Raw genomic sequence first — 20,071 nt, 5'->3', positions numbered from 1 at the left:
GAAAAGTTTTTTAATGTTTAAAAAACATTACATTGCCATTGTATAAGATGATTGGCACGCTGTCTACAATAAAGTGTCAGAAAACTGAAATCGCTTTATTCTTTTTCGAAAATAGTAATGTTTATATGCCAAAATAAAAAAATAAGCTGTATATTTACAGCTTATTTTTGAATCATATCTTTAATTGGTGCGAATGACTTGCGGTGTTCATCTAGTACTCCATGCACTTCAATTGCCTCTAAATGTTGCTTTGTGCCATATCCCATATGTTGCTCAAATCCATATTCAGGATACTTCTCTCCCAGTTCTTTCATCATACGATCTCTCGTTACTTTTGCTATAATGGATGCTGCTGAAATCGAAACACTTTTCGCATCACCTTTAATAATTGATGTTTGCGGAATTGGTGTAGGAAGCTTCATCGCATCAATTAATAAATGTTGGGGTGTACAAGATAAATTTGCAACTGCATCTAACATCGCTTGTTTCGTTGCTTGGTAAATATTAATATCATCAATAACTTGCGGTGATACAATTCCTACTCCAATTGCAATTGCTTGTACTTTTATTTCATCATAAAAACGCTCACGTTTCGCTTCACTCAACTTTTTCGAGTCATTTAACCCTGGAATATAAAAATCCTCAGGAAGAACGACAGCTGCCGTCACAACAGGCCCAGCCAATGGCCCACGCCCTACTTCATCAATACCCGCGATATATGTGACCCCTTTTTCACGCAAAGCATTTTCATACTTGGACATTTCAAAAAACTTCTCTTTTTCTTTCTGTTCTAACTCTTTTTGTTTATACCACTTCAAAACGAGCTTTTGAACACCTTTTCGATCATCTTTCATTAACAGTTGAAAGCGATCATCTTCTTCATTCATAATTTCTTTCAATACATTTTCCGCTTCTTTTATCGTCATAGTTTGCATTTATACAAGCTCCTTTTTAAACATATCCAAAAAGAAAAGACGCACAAACGCACGTCTTATACTTCTTCTATTTTTTCCACATCTTCCACTTGCTCTCCAAACTCTTCCGGTGTTTCAAACGTCATTTTTCCAAGTTTGCCACCACGAAGCTCACGAAGCACAAGCTCAGATGTCTTATCATAATCAATCATTCCGCCGCCCATTAAGCAGCCTCTATTTTTTCCAATTGCATCGAATAATTCCACAATATCTTCTGGAATCTCATTTAAATTATAGCGTTCTTTCAAGCGTTCTGGATAATGTTTCTCCATAAAACGTAATGCGTAAACAGCTACATCTTGTAAATTTAAAATTGAATCTTTAATTGCACCCGTTGTCGCTAAACGAAGACCCACTAATTGATCTTCAAATTTAGGCCACAGAATACCTGGTGTATCTAACAATTCCATTTCCTTCCCAACTTTAATCCATTGTTGAGCTGTTGTCACACCTGGACGATCTCCTGTTTTAGCAATATTTTTCTTTGCCAATTTATTAATCAATGTAGATTTACCAACATTTGGTATACCTACAATTAATGCACGAATCGCTCTCGGTCTAATACCTTTTGCAACCATTTTATCAAATTTTTCTTTAACAAGCACTTTACAAGCTGCTGCAATTTCCTTCATACCTTGTCCAGCTTGCGCGTTAATCGAAATTGCCATATGGCCTTTTTCTTTAAAATATGCGATCCATTGTTTTGTTAAACGATCATCCGCCATATCCGCTTTATTTAAAACAACAAGCCTTGGCTTATGTGTAATGATTTCATCAATCATTGGGTTTCGAGATGATAATGGTAATCGAGCATCTACAAGTTCAATTACAACATCAATTAATTTTAATTTCTCCGTTACTTGGCGTCTAGCCTTCGCCATATGCCCTGGAAACCATTGAATTACCATGTTGCCACCTTCTTTTTCATTTATTTCACAATACGTGCGTCTTCTAACGGCCAATATAACATATTAGCTTTACCAATTACTTGATCCATTGAAATCGTACCGATTGAACGGCTATCTTTACTAAAACGACGATTATCACCTAAAACAAATAATTGATCTTTTGGAACGGTTTTCTTGCCTGTCATTTCTTCAAGATTAAAATCATATGTAAGCGGTCCATCAGCAATTTGCTTTTTCTGCTTGTCTAAATACGGCTCCTCATAAGCCTTTCCGTTAACATACAGTTTATCATTACGATACTCTATTTCATCGCCTGGCAGGCCTATAATGCGCTTAATGTAATCTTTATCTTCTGTTGCTCGAAATACGATAATATCAAAGCGTTTTGGATCTCCAATGTGATAACCAATTTTATTCACAATCATTCGATCACGATCATGTAAAGTAGGTGCCATCGATACCCCGTCTACGAGAATTGGCGCAAAGAAAAACTGTCTAATAACACCAGCTAATACAACAGCAATCAAAATTGCTTTAATCCATTCCCAAAGTGAACTCTTCTCTTTTTTCATGCATTTCCCCTCCACGGTTATGTAAACTGCTCGTATTATACCAAAATTTCATATAGATTGGAAAAAGGGAGCTTGTGCATTTACAAGCTCCCATACATGTCTTATCGAATTTCTTTAATACGTGCTTTTTTACCGCGAAGGTTACGTAAGTAGTATAACTTAGCACGACGTACTTTACCACGGCGAAGTACTTCGATTTTCGCGATTCTTGGCGTGTGAACTGGGAATGTACGCTCAACACCTACACCGTAAGAAATCTTACGAACTGTGAATGTTTCACTGATTCCGCCACCACGACGTTTAATTACAACACCTTCGAAAAGCTGAATTCTTTCACGAGTTCCCTCAACAACTTTTACGTGTACACGTAAAGTGTCACCAGGACGGAATGAAGGAAGGTCAGTTTTTAATTGGCCTTTTGTAATTTCTGCGATTAATTGTTGCATATTAAATTCTCTCCTTTAAACAGATGCTCTTATAAAGTCTTAATAAATTACAGCGGAACATCGTTAATACGGCTACTGATTTCAGTAGCACAAATGTTATAATAGCATATTACTAGGCCTGTTGCAATAGCAAATATATGAAGTTATTACTGCTCTCGCTTTATTTCCTCAAGCCATTTTTTCTCTTGTTTAGATAACTCTCTCTCATCTAACAAATCAGGTCTACGCGTATACGTTCGACGCAAAGATTCCTTATGTCGCCATTCATCAATGTTTTTATGATTCCCTGACATTAATACATCCGGTACCTTCATACCACGAAAATCAGCTGGACGTGTATAATGAGGATGCTCTAATAAACCTGTACTAAACGAATCCTCTACTTGTGAAGCATGATTTCCTAGCACACCTGGCAAGAGACGTACAACACTATCAGTAATAACCATAGAGGCTAATTCTCCGCCCGTTAATACATAGTCACCAATAGAAATCTCATCCGTTACGAGATGCTCACGAATTCGTTCGTCATACCCTTCATAATGCCCACATACGAAGATCAAATGTTCTTCCCCTGCAAGCTCTTCCGCTTTCTTCTGCGTAAATCTTTCGCCCTGCGGACACATTAAGACAACTCTAGGCTTACGCTCTGTCTCTTTCGTCAAATCTTCTACAGCATCAAAAATAGGCTGAGGAGTAAGGACCATACCAGCTCCTCCGCCGTAAGGATAATCGTCTACGCTATTATGCTTACTTGTTGTATAATCACGAAAGTTAACAACACGAAGGTTTACCGCTTCTTTTTCTTGCGCCTTCTTTAATATAGAAGATCCAAATACACCGGTAAACATGTCTGGGAACAACGTTAAAATATCAATTTTCATTATAGCAGCCCTTCCATTACATGAATGGTTACTAATTTATTTTCAATATTAACTTGAAGTACAACGTCATCGATATAAGGAATTAAGAGATCTTGACCCTTCGGGCGTTTAATTACCCAAACATCATTTGCACCAGGAGATAGAATCTCTTTGATTGTCCCTAGCGCTTCTCCTTCTTCCGTTACAACACTGCAACCAATAATTTCATGATAGTAGTATTCACCTTCAGCAAGTTCACCTAACTGCTCTTCTGGTACTTTTATTAAAGAACCTTTAAACTTCTCTACTTCATCTACATTGTTATATCCTTCAAATGTTAATAAATCGAATGTCTTATGTTGGCGATGAGAAGTTACCTTCACCGGAAGGTAGTCTGTGCCTTTCTCATTCGATATGTATAACGTGTTTCCTACTTTATATCGCTCTTCTGGAAAATCAGTACGAGAAATAACACGGATTTCCCCTCTTACGCCATGAGTATTTACAATCTTCCCTACGTTAAACCATTTTGTCATAAATAGTATGTCACCCCTGGTTTCTATATAAATTAAGCATCTCCATTTCACAGATGGAACATGCACTCTCTATTTAAATGTTAAAAAAGGGAGAGGAATAACTCCTCGCCCTTTTTTACGTTTATTGAATTTCCAGTGTTACTTTTTCATCATTATGATGTCCCACTGAATACAAGAGCATTCGAATCGCTTTCGCAACTCTCCCTTGCTTTCCAATGACTTTTCCAACATCCTCAGGATGTACAGTTAATCGATACTTTATCTCTCCGTTGCAAAGTTCCTGTGTAACTTTTACATCTTCAGGATAATCGACAAGAGGCTTGACAATCGTCTCGACTAACTTCTTCATAGTCATTGCCTCAATTACTTACCTTGTTTAGATAAGTGGAATTTCTCCATGATACCTTGGTTAGAGAATAAGTTACGAACTGTATCAGATGGTTTAGCACCATTTCCTAACCATTTTAATGCTGCTTCTTCGTTGATCTTAACTTCAGCTGGTTGAGCAACTGGATTGTAAGTTCCGATTTCCTCAATGAAACGTCCGTCACGAGGAGAACGAGAATCTGCAACAACTACACGATAGAAAGGAGTTTTTTTAGCTCCCATACGTTTTAAACGAATTTTAACTGCCATTTATAAAGCACCTCCGAATTTATTTCACACAGATAATTATATTAGCAAAAAGACTATTGCTTTGTAAAGTATTTTTTCTTAACAGAGCCATCTTTTTTTCCTTACATGAATGGAAACTTCAATCCACCTAGTCCTTTTTTCTTACCTTTTTGCATTCCCGTCATCGTCTTCATCATTTTTTTCATGTCATCGAATTGTTTAATTAGACGATTGATTTCTTGTACAGTTGTACCGCTACCTTTGGCAATGCGCTTTTTGCGACTAGCATTGATTATTTCCGGTTGTTCTCGTTCTAATTTAGTCATAGAACGAATAATTGCCTCAATATGCCCAATTTGTTTTTCATCAACTTGTGCATTTTTCAGCCCTTTAATTTTATTTGCACCAGGAAGCATTCCTAACAATTCATCAAGCGGCCCAAGTTGACGCACTTGTCCAAGTTGTTCTAGGAAATCGTCAAGCGTAAACGAAAGCGTACGCATTTTTTGCTCAAGTTCTTTCGCTTTCTCTTCATCAACTGTAGCTTGCGCTTTTTCAATCAATGTTAAGACATCGCCCATCCCTAAAATACGGGATGCCATACGCTCTGGATGGAACGCTTCAATTGCATCTAGTTTTTCACCCATACCAGCAAATTTAATCGGCGTGTTTGTTACAGCCTTAATAGATAATGCAGCACCACCGCGCGTATCACCATCTAACTTCGTTAATACAACACCTGTTAAACCTAACTGTTCATGGAAACTTTGTGCAACATTTACCGCGTCTTGTCCCGTCATCGCATCGACAACAAGGAAAATTTCATCCGGTTTCGCAACTTCTTTAACTTTCGCTAATTCATCCATTAGTTCTTCATCAATATGCAGGCGACCCGCTGTATCGATTAAAACATAATCGTGATGATCTTCTTTTGCTTTTGCAATCGCTTGTTTCGCAATTTCAACAGGACTTACTTGATCTCCTAAAGAGAATACAGGCATGTCCAATTGCTTCCCTAATGTTTCAAGCTGTTTAATCGCTGCTGGACGGTAAATATCCGCTGCAACAAGCATCGGTTTACGGTTATGCTTTTTACGAAGCAAATTCGCAAGCTTACCTGTCGTCGTTGTTTTACCCGCACCTTGCAGACCAACCATCATAATAACAGTCGGTGGCTTATTAGCAACAGCAATTTTGCTTTGCTCTCCGCCCATAAGTTCTGTAAGTTCTTCCTGTACAACTTTAATTACTTGTTGTCCAGGTGTCAAACTTTTCATTACATCTTGTCCGACAGCACGTTCAGACACACGCTTCACAAAATCTTTTACTACTTTAAAGTTAACATCTGCTTCTAAAAGAGCTAGACGAACTTCTCTCATCATTTCTTTCACATCGGCTTCAGAAACTTTTCCTTTGCCGCGGATTTTTTGCATTGTCTGTTGAAGTCGGTCGGCTAATCCTTCAAATGCCATATTGCCGCCCTCCTAATCTAATTTTTCGATAGCTTCAACAACTTGTTTCATTTCTTCATTCACATGCTCTTCTTCGCTGATTAGCTGTTTTAGCTTTGCAACAAGTCGCTGTCGCTCTTGAAACTTTTGAAGTAATACTAATTTTTCTTCATATTCTTCAAGCATCGCTTCAGTCCGTTTAATGTTATCATACACGGCTTGGCGACTTACATCAAATTCTTCCGCAATTTCACCAAGAGATAAATCATCTAGATAATAAAGCGACATATAACTTCTTTGTTTTTGCGTTAACAACGATTGATAAAAATCAAATAAATAGTTCATTCTCGTTGTTTTTTCGAGCATGTTGGATCATCCTTTGTTAAGTGATTTCCCTTTACATGAATTAGTTTACATGTAGTCCAAAAGAGTGTCAAGTTTTTTTCTTAACATCATATATTTTTTATAGAAAAAGAAGCGGAAATACCGCTCCTTTCACTTATACTTCTTCTGTTTCTACTAAGTTCGCAAATAAACCATACACATATTGTTCTGGATCAAACTGTTGCAAGTCATCCATTTGCTCTCCTAATCCAACAAACTTCACTGGTACATCCATTTCGTTACGAATCGCTAATACAATACCACCTTTAGCAGTTCCATCTAACTTCGTTAAAACAATACCAGTTACATTCGTTGCTTCACGGAATGTTTTCGCTTGGCTTAAACCGTTTTGTCCTGTTGTTGCATCAATAACAAGTAATACTTCATGAGGAGCACCTGGTACTTCACGCTCAATTACACGCTTCACCTTCTCTAATTCTTTCATTAAATTTACTTTATTTTGCAAGCGTCCTGCTGTGTCACATAGTAATACATCTACCTTACGTGCTTTCGCAGCTTGTACAGCGTCATACATAACCGCCGCTGGATCAGATCCAGATCCTTGTTTAATCACTTCTACACCAACGCGATCGCCCCATACTTCTAATTGTTCAATCGCTCCAGCACGGAATGTGTCTCCTGCCGCTAATAGGACTGACTTACCTTCTGATTTAAACTTATGCGCCAGTTTACCAATTGTCGTCGTTTTTCCTACACCATTAACACCAACAAATAAAACAACCGTTAATTGGTCCTCTTGCATATTAATTTCGTTACTAAAATCGCTTTCGCCTTTGTAAATTCCTACTAGTTTTTCTGAAATAACAGCTTGTACTTCTTTTGGATCTTGAATGTTACGACGTTGTACTTCTTCTTTCAATTGGTCAATTAATTCCATTACCGTCGCAACGCCAACGTCTGCACCGATTAAGATTTCTTCTAACTCTTCGAAAAAATCTTCGTCCACTTTACGGTAACGATACACTAAATCATTCACTTTATCCGCAAATGAATTTCTCGTTTTTTCTAATCCTTGTTTAAATTTCTCTGTAACTGTATCCGTTTGTTTTGAAATTTTTTCTTTTAGTTTTTTAAAAAAACTCATACTTTCCCATCCTTCCTATTCACTTGCAACAAGTTCTTCTCCGGCGTCTAAACGAACCGAAACAAGTTTAGATACCCCTGATTCTTGCATTGTTACACCGTACAACACATCAGACTCTTCCATTGTACCTTTTCTATGTGTAATTACAATAAACTGCGTCTCATTACTGAATTTCTTTAAATACTGTGCAAAACGAGCTACATTCGCCTCATCAAGGGCTGCCTCTACCTCATCTAGTACACAGAATGGTACTGGGCGTACTTTTAAAATACCAAATAAAAGCGCAATTGCTGTTAAAGCACGCTCTCCACCTGAAAGTAAACCTAAGTTCTGCAGTTTCTTCCCTGGCGGTTGTGCTACAATATCAATACCCGTATTTAGTAAATCCTCTGGATTAGTCATTACTAAATCCGCTCTACCGCCTCCAAATAATTCAGAGAATACCGATTGAAACTCCATTCTAATGCCTTCAAACGTAGTAGAAAAGCGTTTTTTCATTTCTTCATCCATTTCGGTAATAAGCTGGTGCAATGTCGCTTTCGCTTCTTCTAGGTCGTCTCTCTGCTCTAGTAAGAATGTATGACGCTCCGCTACACGTTCATATTCATCAATTGCCCCTAGGTTCACTGTACCTAACTCTTCTATAGATAATTTGATTAATTTTACTTTCTTACGCGCATCTTCTGCAGGCATTGTCATTGTATATTTTAGTTTTGCCGCTTCAAATGAAATCGTATATGTTTCACGTAAATGTTGTAATCTATTTTCCAACTCTACATCAAGTCGATTTATTCTCACTTCTTGATCTTTCAACATTTCAAGAATATATTTATGTTTACCTGTCGTTTCTTTCAAATTGCGCTCTAAATGTTCTACCCTCTCTTGCAACGATACACGTTGTTCACGACGAGAGCGAATTAATTCTGAAGTTTGATTACGATCATATGCTTTCTTCTCAATCATATTCGTAATTTGCTCTTCACCACTTGAATTAGATGTCATTTCTTGTTTTAAGAACGCTAAATCCTCTTTCGTTTTTACAAGTGTCGCATCCGTTTCTTCTTTTTCCTTCGTCAATCGTTCAACTTTTTCTTTTTGATTAAATAAGCGTTGTTGCTTTTCAGCTACCAGAACTTTTAACTCCGTCATTTCTTTTTGAACTTTTTCTTTCGAAGAATGTTGCTCACTTTTTTGTTTTGTTAAAGCTACAATTTTACTATCTAACTTAGTGATATCAGCTTGAAGATTCGTTAAAATCCCTTCTAACTCCTCTTTACGCCCTTGCATTTTTACTCGATCTTGTAAAAACCCTTCAATCTCTAAATCATAAATAGACAATCGATCATTAATACGATGTTCTTCTAATTCTAGACGATTAATCTCTTCTCTTAATTTCTGCTCATCTACACGATCTACTTCTACAGTTTGCCTTAGTTCGCGTATTTTCACTTCTTTTTCTTGAATCTCTTGTTTTACTGCTTTAACAAAGTTTTCTAACTTCATTGTTTTTTCTTCCATATCAGTTAACTTGCGAGTCCACTCTTCCAGTTCACGTTGGCGTCCTAATAAAGAAGATTTCGCTTGCTTTACCGCCCCACCAGTCATAGAACCGCCAGGATTCACTACATCACCTTCGATTGTTACAATGCGATAACGGTATTGCAGTTGTTTCGCCAACTCATTTGCTCCGCGTAAATCTTTCGCAACAATAACCGTACCTAATAAATTTGAAACTACATTTTCATATTTATTGTTGTACTGCACAAGTTCTGCCGCCACACCTACAAACGATGGGTGTTGATTTGCAATGCGTAATTGCTCAAATGATAAAGACCTGCTTTTAATAACAGCTTGCGGTAAAAACGTTGCACGTCCATGTTTATTTTGCTTTAAAAATGCTATCGCATTACGAGCATGCTCCTCTGTTTGTACAACAATGTGCTGCATCGCTGCACCTAGAGCAATTTCCATTGCAACTTCGTATTCTTTCGGTACCGTTAACAGTTCCGCAACAGCACCCTCGATACCTTGCAACCTATTTTCTCTAGCTTTCAATACTTCACGTACACCTTGATAGAATCCAGAATAATCTTCTTGCATCTCTTCAAGCATTTCTTTTCGAGAACGTGCCTGTTGCACAAATTGATATGCTTGATACAGTTTTGTTTCATTTTCACTATACTGCGTCTTACATTTCCCAAGCGCCGCCTCTGTCTTCTGTATGTTTGAGAGAATGCCAGCTACTTTTTCTTTCGCTTGTTCGTAACTTTCTACAAGTTTCGTCTTTTTCGCTGTAATTTCCATACGCATTTCTACATATTTCGCATTCTCTTCATCTAGACGCTCGTTTTTAGACATTTGCTGTTTAGATTGTTCTTCAATCATAGATAATTCATTACGATGACTAGCTTGTTGATTTAAAAGCTCAATATAGTCACCTTTTAAATTCTCAATCTGTTCCTCTAAATTGTCAGCAAAAGTAGCAAGCAGTTGCTCATTATCATGCAATTTTTGCTCCAACTCTTTTACTTCATTCACAAATTGCATTAAAGCTTCTGTACTTGACTCAATCTCACCATCGTAACTTTTAGCTTTCTCTGTTAATTCAACAATTAACTGCTCAAGTTGCGCACAATGCGTCGTAGCATTTTGCTTTCTCTCTTTTAACAACTCACGCTGCCCTTCAAGTTTTTCTAGCTCTTTACTAGAAAGAAGAAGTACTTCTTGCAACGAGTCTACAGACTCATCTACCGCTTGTAATTGTCCTCGTAATTCCTCAAGCTCTTCTTCACTTTTTTGTAAATTCGTTGACATTTTAGCTTCTTCGTTTTTATTATGCCCAAACTGATTTCGAAGCGCTTCCCATTTCTCGTGCAATTCTTCAATTTCATGGACAATAAGCGCGGCTTCTACTTTCTCTAATTCTTCTTTATTCTCAAGATAATCTTTCGCAATAGAAGCTTGTCTTTCTAAAGGTTCTACTTGACTACTTAATTCATGAATTATATCTTGTACACGATTTAAGTTTTCTTGTGTTTCTGCTAATTTCCCTTCAGCTTTCTTTTTGCGAAGTTTGTATTTTAGTACGCCTGCCGCTTCTTCAAATACACCTCGACGCTCTTCTGACTTACTACTTAAAATCTCTTCCACTTTCCCCTGGCTAATAATTGAAAAAGCTTCTCTTCCCATACCAGAGTCCATAAATAAATCGATAATATCTTTCAATCTACATGATTGTTTATTAATATAAAAATCACTATCACCTGAACGAGATACACGACGTGTTACACACACCTCATTGTATTCAATTGGTAAACGTTGATCTTCATTATTTAAAGTTATTGTTACTTCAGCAACATTAACCGCTCTCCTCGTATCACTGCCTGCAAAAATAATATCCTCCATCTTTGCACCACGTAATGATTTTGCAGATTGTTCACCAAGTACCCAGCGAATTGCATCAGTAATATTACTTTTCCCGCTTCCATTAGGTCCTACTACAGAAGTTACACCTGGGACAAAATCAACAGATACACGCTCAGCAAAAGACTTAAACCCTGCTATTTCTAATCTTTTTAAAAACACGAAAGGCCTTCCTCCTATTCTCCGTCGTTATAAATGTTCTCTATACAAAAACAAGTATTATACGGATTTACCTTCTTTTTCATTATAAACAAAAAGAAAGTTTCATTCTATGCACAAGGAATCCCCCTCATTCAAAGGGGGATTCCTTATAGTTGTTCTTTTAATTTTTTCAATGCTTCTGCAGCAGCTTGTTGCTCTGCTTCTTTTTTCGACTTACCACTACCAAGACCTAAAGCTACGTTATTTAACGTAACACGTGACACAAATTCTCGATTGTGAGCTGGTCCTTTTTCTTGCAAAATTTGATACTCAACATTGCCACTGCCATCACGCTGAATCAATTCTTGCAACTGACTCTTATAATCCATCACATGAGAAAAAGCACCCTCATTAATTTTCGGATATACAATTTCTTTTAAGAATTCCCAAACTGTTTCTAGCCCTTGATCAAGATAAAGGGCACCAATAAACGCTTCAAAGACATCCGCTAATAAAGCTGGTCGTTCACGTCCACCTGTCATTTCTTCACCTTTTCCTAATAAAACAAGGCTACCAAATGACAATTCGTTCGCAAAACGAACAAGAGATGGCTCACATACAATAGCTGCACGTAGTTTTGTTAACTCTCCTTCGCTCATTGTCGGATATTTTTGAAACAGATACTGCGATACAGTCAGTTCCAATACTGCATCTCCAAGAAATTCAAGACGCTCATTATCTTCATGCGGTTTTTTTCGATGCTCATTCACATACGATGAATGCGTAAATGCTTGAATCAATAATTTTTCATCTGTAAACGTAATACCTATCTTTTCTTGAAACACTTTAAATGCTTCACGATATTTTGTTTCGTATTTTTTTTCTCTATATTTTCGGTACGGCATAGGTCCCTCCAGATATAAGCCAGAAAGCCCCGCTAAAAAACGGGACTTCACTTAAGCATTATAGATGACTCTCTATGTAAGTCACAGCATCGCCAACAGTAGCAATCTTTTCAGCATCTTCATCAGAAATTTCCATTTCGAATTCATCTTCTAATTGCATTACAAGTTCTACTACATCTAGGGAGTCTGCTCCTAAATCTTCCTTGAAGCTTGCAGCTGGTACTACCTCAGTCTCTTCTACTCCTAAACGATCAACGATGATTTTTGTTACGCGCTCTAAAACATCTGCCATTCCATTCACCTCCCCTCAAATATTATATTAAATATTGACCAAAAAAACTAGGTGAAATCGATTCTTTTATTACATTACCATACCGCCATCAACATTTAACGTTTGACCTGTAACATATTTGCTTTGATCAGAAGCAAAAAACGTTACAGCATTCGCGATATCTTTCGCTTCACCAAATTGAGCAGCTGGAATAACTTTTAACATTTCGGCTTTAATATTCTCATCTAGTACATCCGTCATATCAGTCGCAATAAAGCCCGGCGCAATTGCATTCACTGTAATATTTCGACTTGCTAACTCTTTTGCAGATGTTTTTGTTAATCCAATAACACCCGCTTTAGCAGCAACATAGTTAGCTTGTCCTGGGTTTCCTATAACACCAACAACCGAAGCGATGTTTATAATTCTACCGTGACGTTGACGCATCATATAACGAGATACTGCTTTTGTACATAAGAATACACCTTTTAAGTTTGTATTAATAACTGTATCCCATTCTTCTTCTTTCATACGCATTAATAAATTATCTTTCGTTACACCAGCATTATTTACAAGAATATCAACTTGTCCAAATGTATCTACTGTTTGTTTCACCATATTTGTAACATCATCAGCATTTGCAACATCTGCTCTTACCGCAATTGCATCAGAACCTAATTTTTTAATTTCATCTACTACTTCATTTGCTTTTTGTTCATTACCAGCATAATTTACTACTACATTTGCCCCTTGTTTCGCTAAATCGATCGCAATCGCGCGACCAATTCCACGTGAAGCGCCAGTTACTAATGCTACCTTCCCTTTTAACATCAGTTTTCTCCTCTCAAATTTGAAATGGTATCTTTTAATGTCTCTTCATCGTATATCGCATATGCTTTTACTGATGAATCAATTGACTTCATAAGTCCAGCAAGTACTTTTCCAGGTCCAATTTCAATAAACGTATCTACTCCCTGGCTCACCATATATTCAATAGACGGGTACCATAATACAGGCGAATAAAGCTGTTCAATTAACTTTTCTTGAATGTCTGCACCACGTGTAATAACTTCCGCCGTAACATTTGCAATAACAGGAATATTCGTGTCATGAATTGTAATTTCATTTAAAACACTTTGGAACTTCTCAGCTGCCGGCTTCATAAGTGAAGAATGGAATGGCCCACTTACTTTTAGTGGAATCGCTCTCTTTGCACCATTTTCTTTCGCTCTTTGAGAAGCAACCTCTACGCCTTGCTTCGTTCCAGAAATCACAATTTGCTTGGTACTATTCATATTAGCGATTTGCACTGCATATCCTTCACTTGTTACTTCTTCTGTAACTTGTTTCAGCATATGTGGGTCAGCACCTAATATAGCTGCCATTGCGCCTTCCCCGCCCGGAACAGCTTCTTCCATATATTCGCCACGTTTCCTTACAGCATATACAGCATCTTCAAAAGTTAATGCACCAGCTGCTACAAGAGCACTATATTCACCTAAACTATGACCAGCGACAAAGTCAGGTGTAATGTCATACTCTTTCAAAGCTGTCAAAATAGCAAAACTCGTTGTTAATAATGCAGGCTGCGCATTTGTTGTTAATGTAAGCTTTTCCTGCGGTCCTTCAAAAATCACTTCTGAAAGTGAATCTTCCAACACCTCATCTGCTTTTGCAAACACTTTTGCAACCTCTTTATTATTCTCTGCTAATTGTTTACCCATTCCAACTGCCTGTGAACCTTGGCCCGGAAAAAGAAATGCTATTTTTCCCATTTCAAATCCTCCTCTTATTGGAGTGACTCTTTCTCCATTACGCTTGAAATCGTAGGAATTACTTCTTTCGCTACCATTTCTCTCGTTTGACGAATCGCACTAAATATCGACTGGTCATTAGAAGAACCATGAGCCTTAATGACAGGTGCTTTCAATCCAAATAATGCAGCTCCTCCATACTCCGAATAATCCATTTTATCTTTTAATACCATAAGTTTTGGCTTTAATACCGCCGCTGCTAATTTGCTCGTAAATGAACTCATTAACTGTTCTTTCAACATAGAGAATAGCGCAAGTGCTGTTCCCTCTAATGATTTCAACGCTACATTCCCTGTAAAACCATCACATACAACAACATCTGCTACACCTTGCAATAAATCTCTTGATTCAACGTTCCCAACGAAATTAATTGGCGCATCTTTAAGCATTGCAAATACTTGCTTTGAAAGCTCGTTTCCTTTTCCATCCTCTGTTCCAACGTTTAATAGTCCAACGCGAGGATTTTCAATTCCTCTTACCTTCTCAGCATAAACAGATCCCATTACTGCATATTGATATAAATGAATTGGTTTTGCATCAACATTTGCTCCAACATCTAACATAACAAAACCTTTTCCATCTACAGTTGGCATTGTAGGCGATAAAGCTGGTCGCTCAATTCCTTCCATACGACCGACTACAAATAATCCAGCTGCCATTAAAGCTCCCGTACTACCTGCGGATATACAAGCGTCTGCTTCTCCATCCTTTACTTGTTGTGCCGCAAGCACCATTGAAGCTTGTTTTTTTCGACGAACCGCTCTTACTGGTTCCTCCGTTGATTCTATTTTTTCGTCTGTATGAAGAATAGTAATTCGTTCATCACTCGTTAAGTATTGACGAATTTCCTCTTCTTTCCCTACTAACGTAATATGTAAATCAGAATATTCCTTAATAGCTTTCATTGCCCCTAATACTACAGCCTTTGGAGCGTGATCTCCGCCCATTGCATCTATTGCGATTTTCATAAGTTGTTACCTTCCTCACTATAATTACTAGATCGATACATTTCAAAAGTGCCTGTAAAAACAAGTTCTTCTCCAACGAAGCTACGCACTTTGACAACCGTCCGTCCTTTATCATTCTCTACATCTTCAACGCGCGCTTTTGCAACAACACGCTCTCCTAATTTTACAGGGCGAATGTATCGAATGGTAGACTTTGCAGTTAAAGCTAATTCTTCATCAATAACCGCAACAGCTAGTGAGTTTGCTTGCGCAAACAGATGATGCCCACGAGCAATTTGATTTCTTTTAAATACATGTTCTATCTTTACTTCAAAGATAGAGATTGCATGTCTATCTAATTCAATATCAATAATTTCTCCAACAACCTCTTCTAACGGTAAAGATTTCACATCTTCTTCATGTTGCTTTGTAGCTACATGTTTAATTCTCTCTCTTAATTCAGGAATAGACAATTCCATACGATCAAGTCGTACTGTTTGTATACTCACTTGAAATTTTTCCGCTAAATCTTCATCCGTAATAAAAGGATTTGATTCGATTGTTTGTTGTAATAACTCTTGTCTTTCTTTTTTACTTCTTCTTTTTTTCATACCGCACCATCCATTTTTATGACTAGGTACTAACAGTAGTATATAATCATTAAAAGTAGAATGCAACAAAAACTTTTGTTGACTCCCTTTAATCGAGCTTCTCTCCTTGGAACACACCTGTCCCATCAAGATACGTACGCAAGGCAGCATACTGATCATTATGCCAAAACGCTTCTGAATCTACTAGTATCGCCGCATCTTGCCTTGCTGTTTCTAACGCTCGATAATCATGTACCATGTCAGCAACCTTAAATTCTGGTAAGCCACTTTGCTTACTCCCAAAGAAATCTCCAGGACCTCGTAATTCTAAATCTTTTTCTGACAATACAAATCCATCATTTGTTTCAGTCATTATGCGCATTCTTTCTTTCCCTGTTTCTGATTTAGGGTCTGCTATTAATAAACAATATGATTGTTCACTACCACGGCCGACACGCCCTCTAAGCTGATGAAGCTGCGATAAACCGAAACGTTCTGCATCATAAATAACCATTACAGTCGCATTCGGTACGTTCACACCTACTTCAACAACTGTTGTCGATACAAGAATTTGTACTTTATTTTCACTAAACTGTCCCATTATCTCTTCTTTTTCCTGAGACGATAATCTCCCATGCATCAATCCAACTTGGCATTTCCCTTGGTAATGATGCGTCAGCATACTATGTAAGTCGATAGCATTTTGCACATCAAGTTTCTCAGATTCTTCAATTAAAGGACAAATAACGTATGCCTGTCTTCCTTTTTTTATCTCCTTTTCAACGAAACCGAGAACGCGATCTAACATATCATGTTTTGCCCAGTATGTTTCAATCACCTTTCTACCTGCTGGCATCTCATCGATTATCGAAACATCCATCTCTCCAAATGCAGTAATTGCAAGCGTACGCGGAATTGGTGTCGCTGTCATAAATAATACATCTGGACTTTCACCTTTCTCCCGTAAAACTCGGCGCTGCGCTACACCAAATCGATGCTGTTCATCTGTAATAACGAGACCCAACCTATGAAATATAACTTCATCTTGAATTAAGGCATGCGTTCCAACAAGAATATCTATTTCTCCTTGTTCTAACTTCGCTAAAATTTCTCGACGTCTCGCCCCTTTAACAGAACTTGTTAACAGTTCCACCTTCATACCAAAATGCGAAAACGTTTCAGCAAGCGACTGATAATGTTGCTCAGCTAAAATTTCTGTAGGAACCATTAAAGCACCTTGATAATGGGCTAATTTCGATGCATAAAGGCCAATCGCAGCAACAACTGTTTTCCCAGAACCAACGTCACCTTGCAATAGTCGGTTCATCCGATAAGGAGATGTCATATCTTTCAAAATTTCATCTACAACTCGGCGCTGCGCACCCGTTAATGGAAACGGCAGTGCATCGATAAATTCTTGTAATTCTACTGACGGAATCTCTTTCTTCGTCCCTTTTGAATTTTCCCTCTCCATTTTCCGGAGCGTTTGCATTTTCAGCTGAAATAAGAAAAATTCTTCATATACAAAACGGCGACGCGCTTGCTTCAAATCTTCCTGTCCTACCGGAAAATGCAATGCCCTAAGCGCTTCATATCTTGGTAATAATTTATATCGCCCTAACAAACCATCCGGTAACACTTCGACTATAGAATCTCCATATTCCTTTAACGCTTGAGCAATAAAACGACGCATCTGTTTTACTGTAAGTTTCCCCTTTACTGAATAAACAGGTTCCACTTCTTGTTGACGTACAACCGGCCCAAAATGAAGTTCTGATACAGCAATTGTTTGACGATGTTGATCCCATTTACCAGTAATCGTTACCGTTTCATCTAACTTTAATTTTTGCTTATAGTAAGGCCTATTAAAACATACCGCCGTAATTAAATAACGACCGACGAGAACACGAACTGTTAAACGCGATTTCTTCTTACCATAATATTGCAGCAAAGGAGCACTATGAATCTTCCCTTCAACCGTTACACGTTCATCATGCTTTACTTCAGCAAGATCTTTCATCGCATAATCTTCATAACGGTATGGAAAATGTTCTAATAGATGAGAAACTGTATAAATACCCATCTCATGTAGTAACTCAGATGTTTCTCCTCCGATCCCCTTTACATCCGTAACAGGAACTTGTACAACATCATTCAAGATTCTCACACCCCGTCACATTATTTTCTTTATTGCATTTTATTTGAGTACCAATTAGCATCTGTAATCGCTCTCTTTCACCTTATATATTCTATCATAGGCATTCTAAGAGAAACTACTCAAATCCCTTATATAAAACAAGTAAAAAAGAGCCTCACTATTAGCAGCAAGGCTCTTTTCTCTCTTCAATATGCTAGCCTTTTGAATAAAAACTAGTAATAAACTTCATATTACTACTTCTTATCCATTAGCAAGTAAGTAATCCATTTATTTTCAAAACGAATCTTATCTTATTCTACAGAGAAGATGAAAGAATACACTGGTTGGTTTCCAGCATGCACTTCTACTTCTGCATCTTCAAATTTCTCTTCTACAAATTCAACTAACTCCGCTACTTCTTCGTCAGTTGCATCCTCACCTTGTAGAATCGTTACGATTTCAGAATCTTCATCAATAAGCGCTTCTAGTAATTGCTTCGCAGCTCCTACTTTTTCAGCATTTGTAGATACAATTTTCCCATCTGCAATACACATGAAGTCATCTTTTTGAATTGCTACACCATCAATTTCCGTATCACGTACAGCATACGTAATTTGACCTGTTTTCACATGAGATAAAGCTTCTTGCATGTTTTCTTCATTCTCTTCTAACGTTCCAACTGGGTTAAATGCTAACATTGCTGCCATACCTTGAGGAACTGTTTTCGAACGAACAACAATAACTTCTTGATCTACAACTGATGCCGCTTGTTCTGCTGCCATTACAATATTTCCGTTATTCGGTAAAATAATGATTTTTTCAGCATTTGCTTCTTCAATTGCCTTCACGATATCCTCCGTACTTGGATTCATCGTTTGACCACCTTCGATAACTTTCGTTGCGCCGATGCTCTCAAATAAAGTTTTAATACCAGACCCCATAGCTACAGTTACGATACCATATGGTTGTTTTTCTTTCGATTGAGCTGGTTGTTCAGGAACCATAGTAGGTTCATCTAATAAAGCAGTATGCTGTTCACGCATATTTTCTACTTTAATCTTAATTAAACTACCGTATTTTTGCCCGTAGTTCATAGCGTCTCCAGGATGTTCTGCATGGATATGAACCTTTACAATTTCATCATCAGACACAACTAGTAGAGAATCACCATATACACTAATATCTTCACGGAATTTTTGTTCAGAGAAATTATGCTCTTTCACCTTTTCAGCCTCTAATTTCACCATGAACTCCGTACAATATCCATACTTAATATCTTCTGTACTCAATTGGCTTTGTACACTACGGTGATGTTCTGCGCGTACCATTTCATTCATAGATGGTTGCGTCGGTGCATCAGAAGAAATCGTTTCTCCTTTTAAGTCAGCTAAAAATCCTTCGTATACCACTACAAGACCTTTACCACCGCTATCTACAACGCCAACTTGTTTTAATACAGGTAATAAATCTGGCGTACGATTTAACGATGCGTTTGCTTCTTTCACAACGTCTTCCATAAACAAAACAAAGTCGCGCTGTTTTTTCGCAACTGTTACTGCATATTTACCCGTTTCTCTTGCAACCGTTAAAATCGTTCCTTCAATCGGTTTCATAACCGCTTTATAAGCCGCCTCTACTCCAGCTTCTAGTGCTGCAGCAAAATCAACTGTTGTTAATTCTTCTTTTTGTTCAATGGATTTAGAGAAACCACGGAACAACTGAGATAAAATAACTCCAGAGTTACCACGAGCTCCCATTAATAATCCTTTGGCTAAACTTACGCCGACTTTACCAGCATGCTGTGAAGGGTTTGCTTTCACTTCACGCGCACCTGAAGTCATAGATAAGTTCATGTTTGTACCGGTATCGCCATCTGGAACTGGAAATACGTTTAATGCATCAACAAGCTGAACATTGTTTGTTAAATTATTCGCTCCTTGCATGATCATTTGTGATAAACGTTTTCCATCAATTTTTTGAATTGACACAGAT

20 protein-coding genes are annotated in these 20,071 nt (G+C 37.7%); all 20 read right to left on the bottom strand.

Annotated elements, in window-relative coordinates; translation table 11 throughout:
• Positions 1–161 precede the first annotated feature (161 nt).
• The 20 genes from M1D66_RS08275 to M1D66_RS08180 all read right to left on the bottom strand — a co-directional run bounded on the left by M1D66_RS08275 (position 162) and on the right by M1D66_RS08180 (position 20,067).
• On the bottom strand, positions 162–935 hold the full coding sequence (locus M1D66_RS08275; RefSeq protein WP_001194265.1) for a ribonuclease HII: 774 nt from the start codon (positions 933–935) through the stop codon (positions 162–164).
• Between the two features lie 56 nt (positions 936–991).
• Entirely contained in the window at positions 992–1,882 is an 891-nt protein-coding gene (ylqF, locus tag M1D66_RS08270; protein WP_000236704.1) for a ribosome biogenesis GTPase YlqF, read from the bottom strand.
• A 20-nt stretch (positions 1,883–1,902) separates the two neighbouring features.
• Positions 1,903–2,454, bottom strand: coding sequence for a signal peptidase I (gene lepB, locus M1D66_RS08265; RefSeq protein ID WP_000711853.1), 552 nt, complete (start codon positions 2,452–2,454; stop codon positions 1,903–1,905).
• Positions 2,455–2,555: 101 nt separating this feature from the next.
• A complete protein-coding gene (gene rplS / locus M1D66_RS08260; RefSeq protein ID WP_001186516.1) occupies positions 2,556–2,900 on the bottom strand; it encodes a 50S ribosomal protein L19 in 345 nt (114 codons plus the stop codon).
• Between the two features lie 146 nt (positions 2,901–3,046).
• On the bottom strand, positions 3,047–3,781 hold the full coding sequence (gene trmD, locus M1D66_RS08255; RefSeq protein ID WP_000686903.1) for a tRNA (guanosine(37)-N1)-methyltransferase TrmD: 735 nt from the start codon (positions 3,779–3,781) through the stop codon (positions 3,047–3,049).
• Positions 3,781–4,296 (bottom strand): ribosome maturation factor RimM, encoded by a 516-nt coding sequence (gene rimM, locus M1D66_RS08250; RefSeq protein ID WP_000170278.1) that lies wholly within the window; start codon positions 4,294–4,296, stop codon positions 3,781–3,783. Before rimM ends, trmD begins: the two co-directional genes overlap by 1 nt.
• A 121-nt stretch (positions 4,297–4,417) precedes the next feature.
• Positions 4,418–4,645, bottom strand: coding sequence for a KH domain-containing protein (locus M1D66_RS08245; RefSeq protein ID WP_000737401.1), 228 nt, complete (start codon positions 4,643–4,645; stop codon positions 4,418–4,420).
• Positions 4,646–4,659: 14 nt separating this feature from the next.
• Positions 4,660–4,932, bottom strand: coding sequence for a 30S ribosomal protein S16 (gene rpsP, locus M1D66_RS08240; RefSeq protein WP_000268750.1), 273 nt, complete (start codon positions 4,930–4,932; stop codon positions 4,660–4,662).
• Positions 4,933–5,033: 101 nt separating this feature from the next.
• Positions 5,034–6,383, bottom strand: coding sequence for a signal recognition particle protein (gene ffh / locus M1D66_RS08235; RefSeq protein ID WP_000863460.1), 1,350 nt, complete (start codon positions 6,381–6,383; stop codon positions 5,034–5,036).
• 12 nt (positions 6,384–6,395) lie between these two features.
• Entirely contained in the window at positions 6,396–6,728 is a 333-nt protein-coding gene (locus M1D66_RS08230; RefSeq protein ID WP_000891062.1) for a putative DNA-binding protein, read from the bottom strand.
• Between the two features lie 133 nt (positions 6,729–6,861).
• Positions 6,862–7,851, bottom strand: coding sequence for a signal recognition particle-docking protein FtsY (gene ftsY, locus M1D66_RS08225; protein WP_242555099.1), 990 nt, complete (start codon positions 7,849–7,851; stop codon positions 6,862–6,864).
• A gap of 15 nt (positions 7,852–7,866) precedes the next feature.
• A complete protein-coding gene (gene smc / locus M1D66_RS08220; RefSeq protein ID WP_000478970.1) occupies positions 7,867–11,436 on the bottom strand; it encodes a chromosome segregation protein SMC in 3,570 nt (1,189 codons plus the stop codon).
• Between the two features lie 146 nt (positions 11,437–11,582).
• On the bottom strand, positions 11,583–12,320 hold the full coding sequence (gene rncS / locus M1D66_RS08215) for a ribonuclease III (protein WP_001146875.1): 738 nt from the start codon (positions 12,318–12,320) through the stop codon (positions 11,583–11,585).
• A 58-nt stretch (positions 12,321–12,378) separates the two neighbouring features.
• Entirely contained in the window at positions 12,379–12,612 is a 234-nt protein-coding gene (gene acpP, locus M1D66_RS08210) for an acyl carrier protein (protein WP_000786062.1), read from the bottom strand.
• A gap of 69 nt (positions 12,613–12,681) precedes the next feature.
• Positions 12,682–13,422: a 3-oxoacyl-[acyl-carrier-protein] reductase gene (gene fabG / locus M1D66_RS08205; protein WP_000911773.1), complete on the bottom strand. Its 741-nt coding sequence runs from the start codon at positions 13,420–13,422 to the stop codon at positions 12,682–12,684.
• Positions 13,422–14,366, bottom strand: a complete 945-nt coding sequence (fabD, locus tag M1D66_RS08200; protein WP_000515900.1) for an ACP S-malonyltransferase — start codon at positions 14,364–14,366, stop codon at positions 13,422–13,424. Before fabD ends, fabG begins: the two co-directional genes overlap by 1 nt.
• A gap of 14 nt (positions 14,367–14,380) precedes the next feature.
• Complete coding sequence (gene plsX / locus M1D66_RS08195; RefSeq protein ID WP_000684100.1) at positions 14,381–15,373, bottom strand: phosphate acyltransferase PlsX; 993 nt, start codon at positions 15,371–15,373, stop codon at positions 14,381–14,383.
• Entirely contained in the window at positions 15,370–15,963 is a 594-nt protein-coding gene (gene fapR / locus M1D66_RS08190) for a transcription factor FapR (RefSeq protein WP_000747348.1), read from the bottom strand. Before fapR ends, plsX begins: the two co-directional genes overlap by 4 nt.
• Positions 15,964–16,051: 88 nt before the next feature.
• Positions 16,052–18,100, bottom strand: a complete 2,049-nt coding sequence (gene recG / locus M1D66_RS08185) for an ATP-dependent DNA helicase RecG (RefSeq protein ID WP_001000813.1) — start codon at positions 18,098–18,100, stop codon at positions 16,052–16,054.
• 290 nt (positions 18,101–18,390) lie between these two features.
• Entirely contained in the window at positions 18,391–20,067 is a 1,677-nt protein-coding gene (locus tag M1D66_RS08180; protein ID WP_000027129.1) for a DAK2 domain-containing protein, read from the bottom strand.
• Positions 20,068–20,071 lie beyond the last annotated feature (4 nt).

The organism is Bacillus sp. PK6-16, assembly GCF_056530295.1.
The sequence above is the reverse complement of the archived record's forward strand: the minus strand, read 5'-3'. Positions and strand labels throughout refer to the sequence as shown.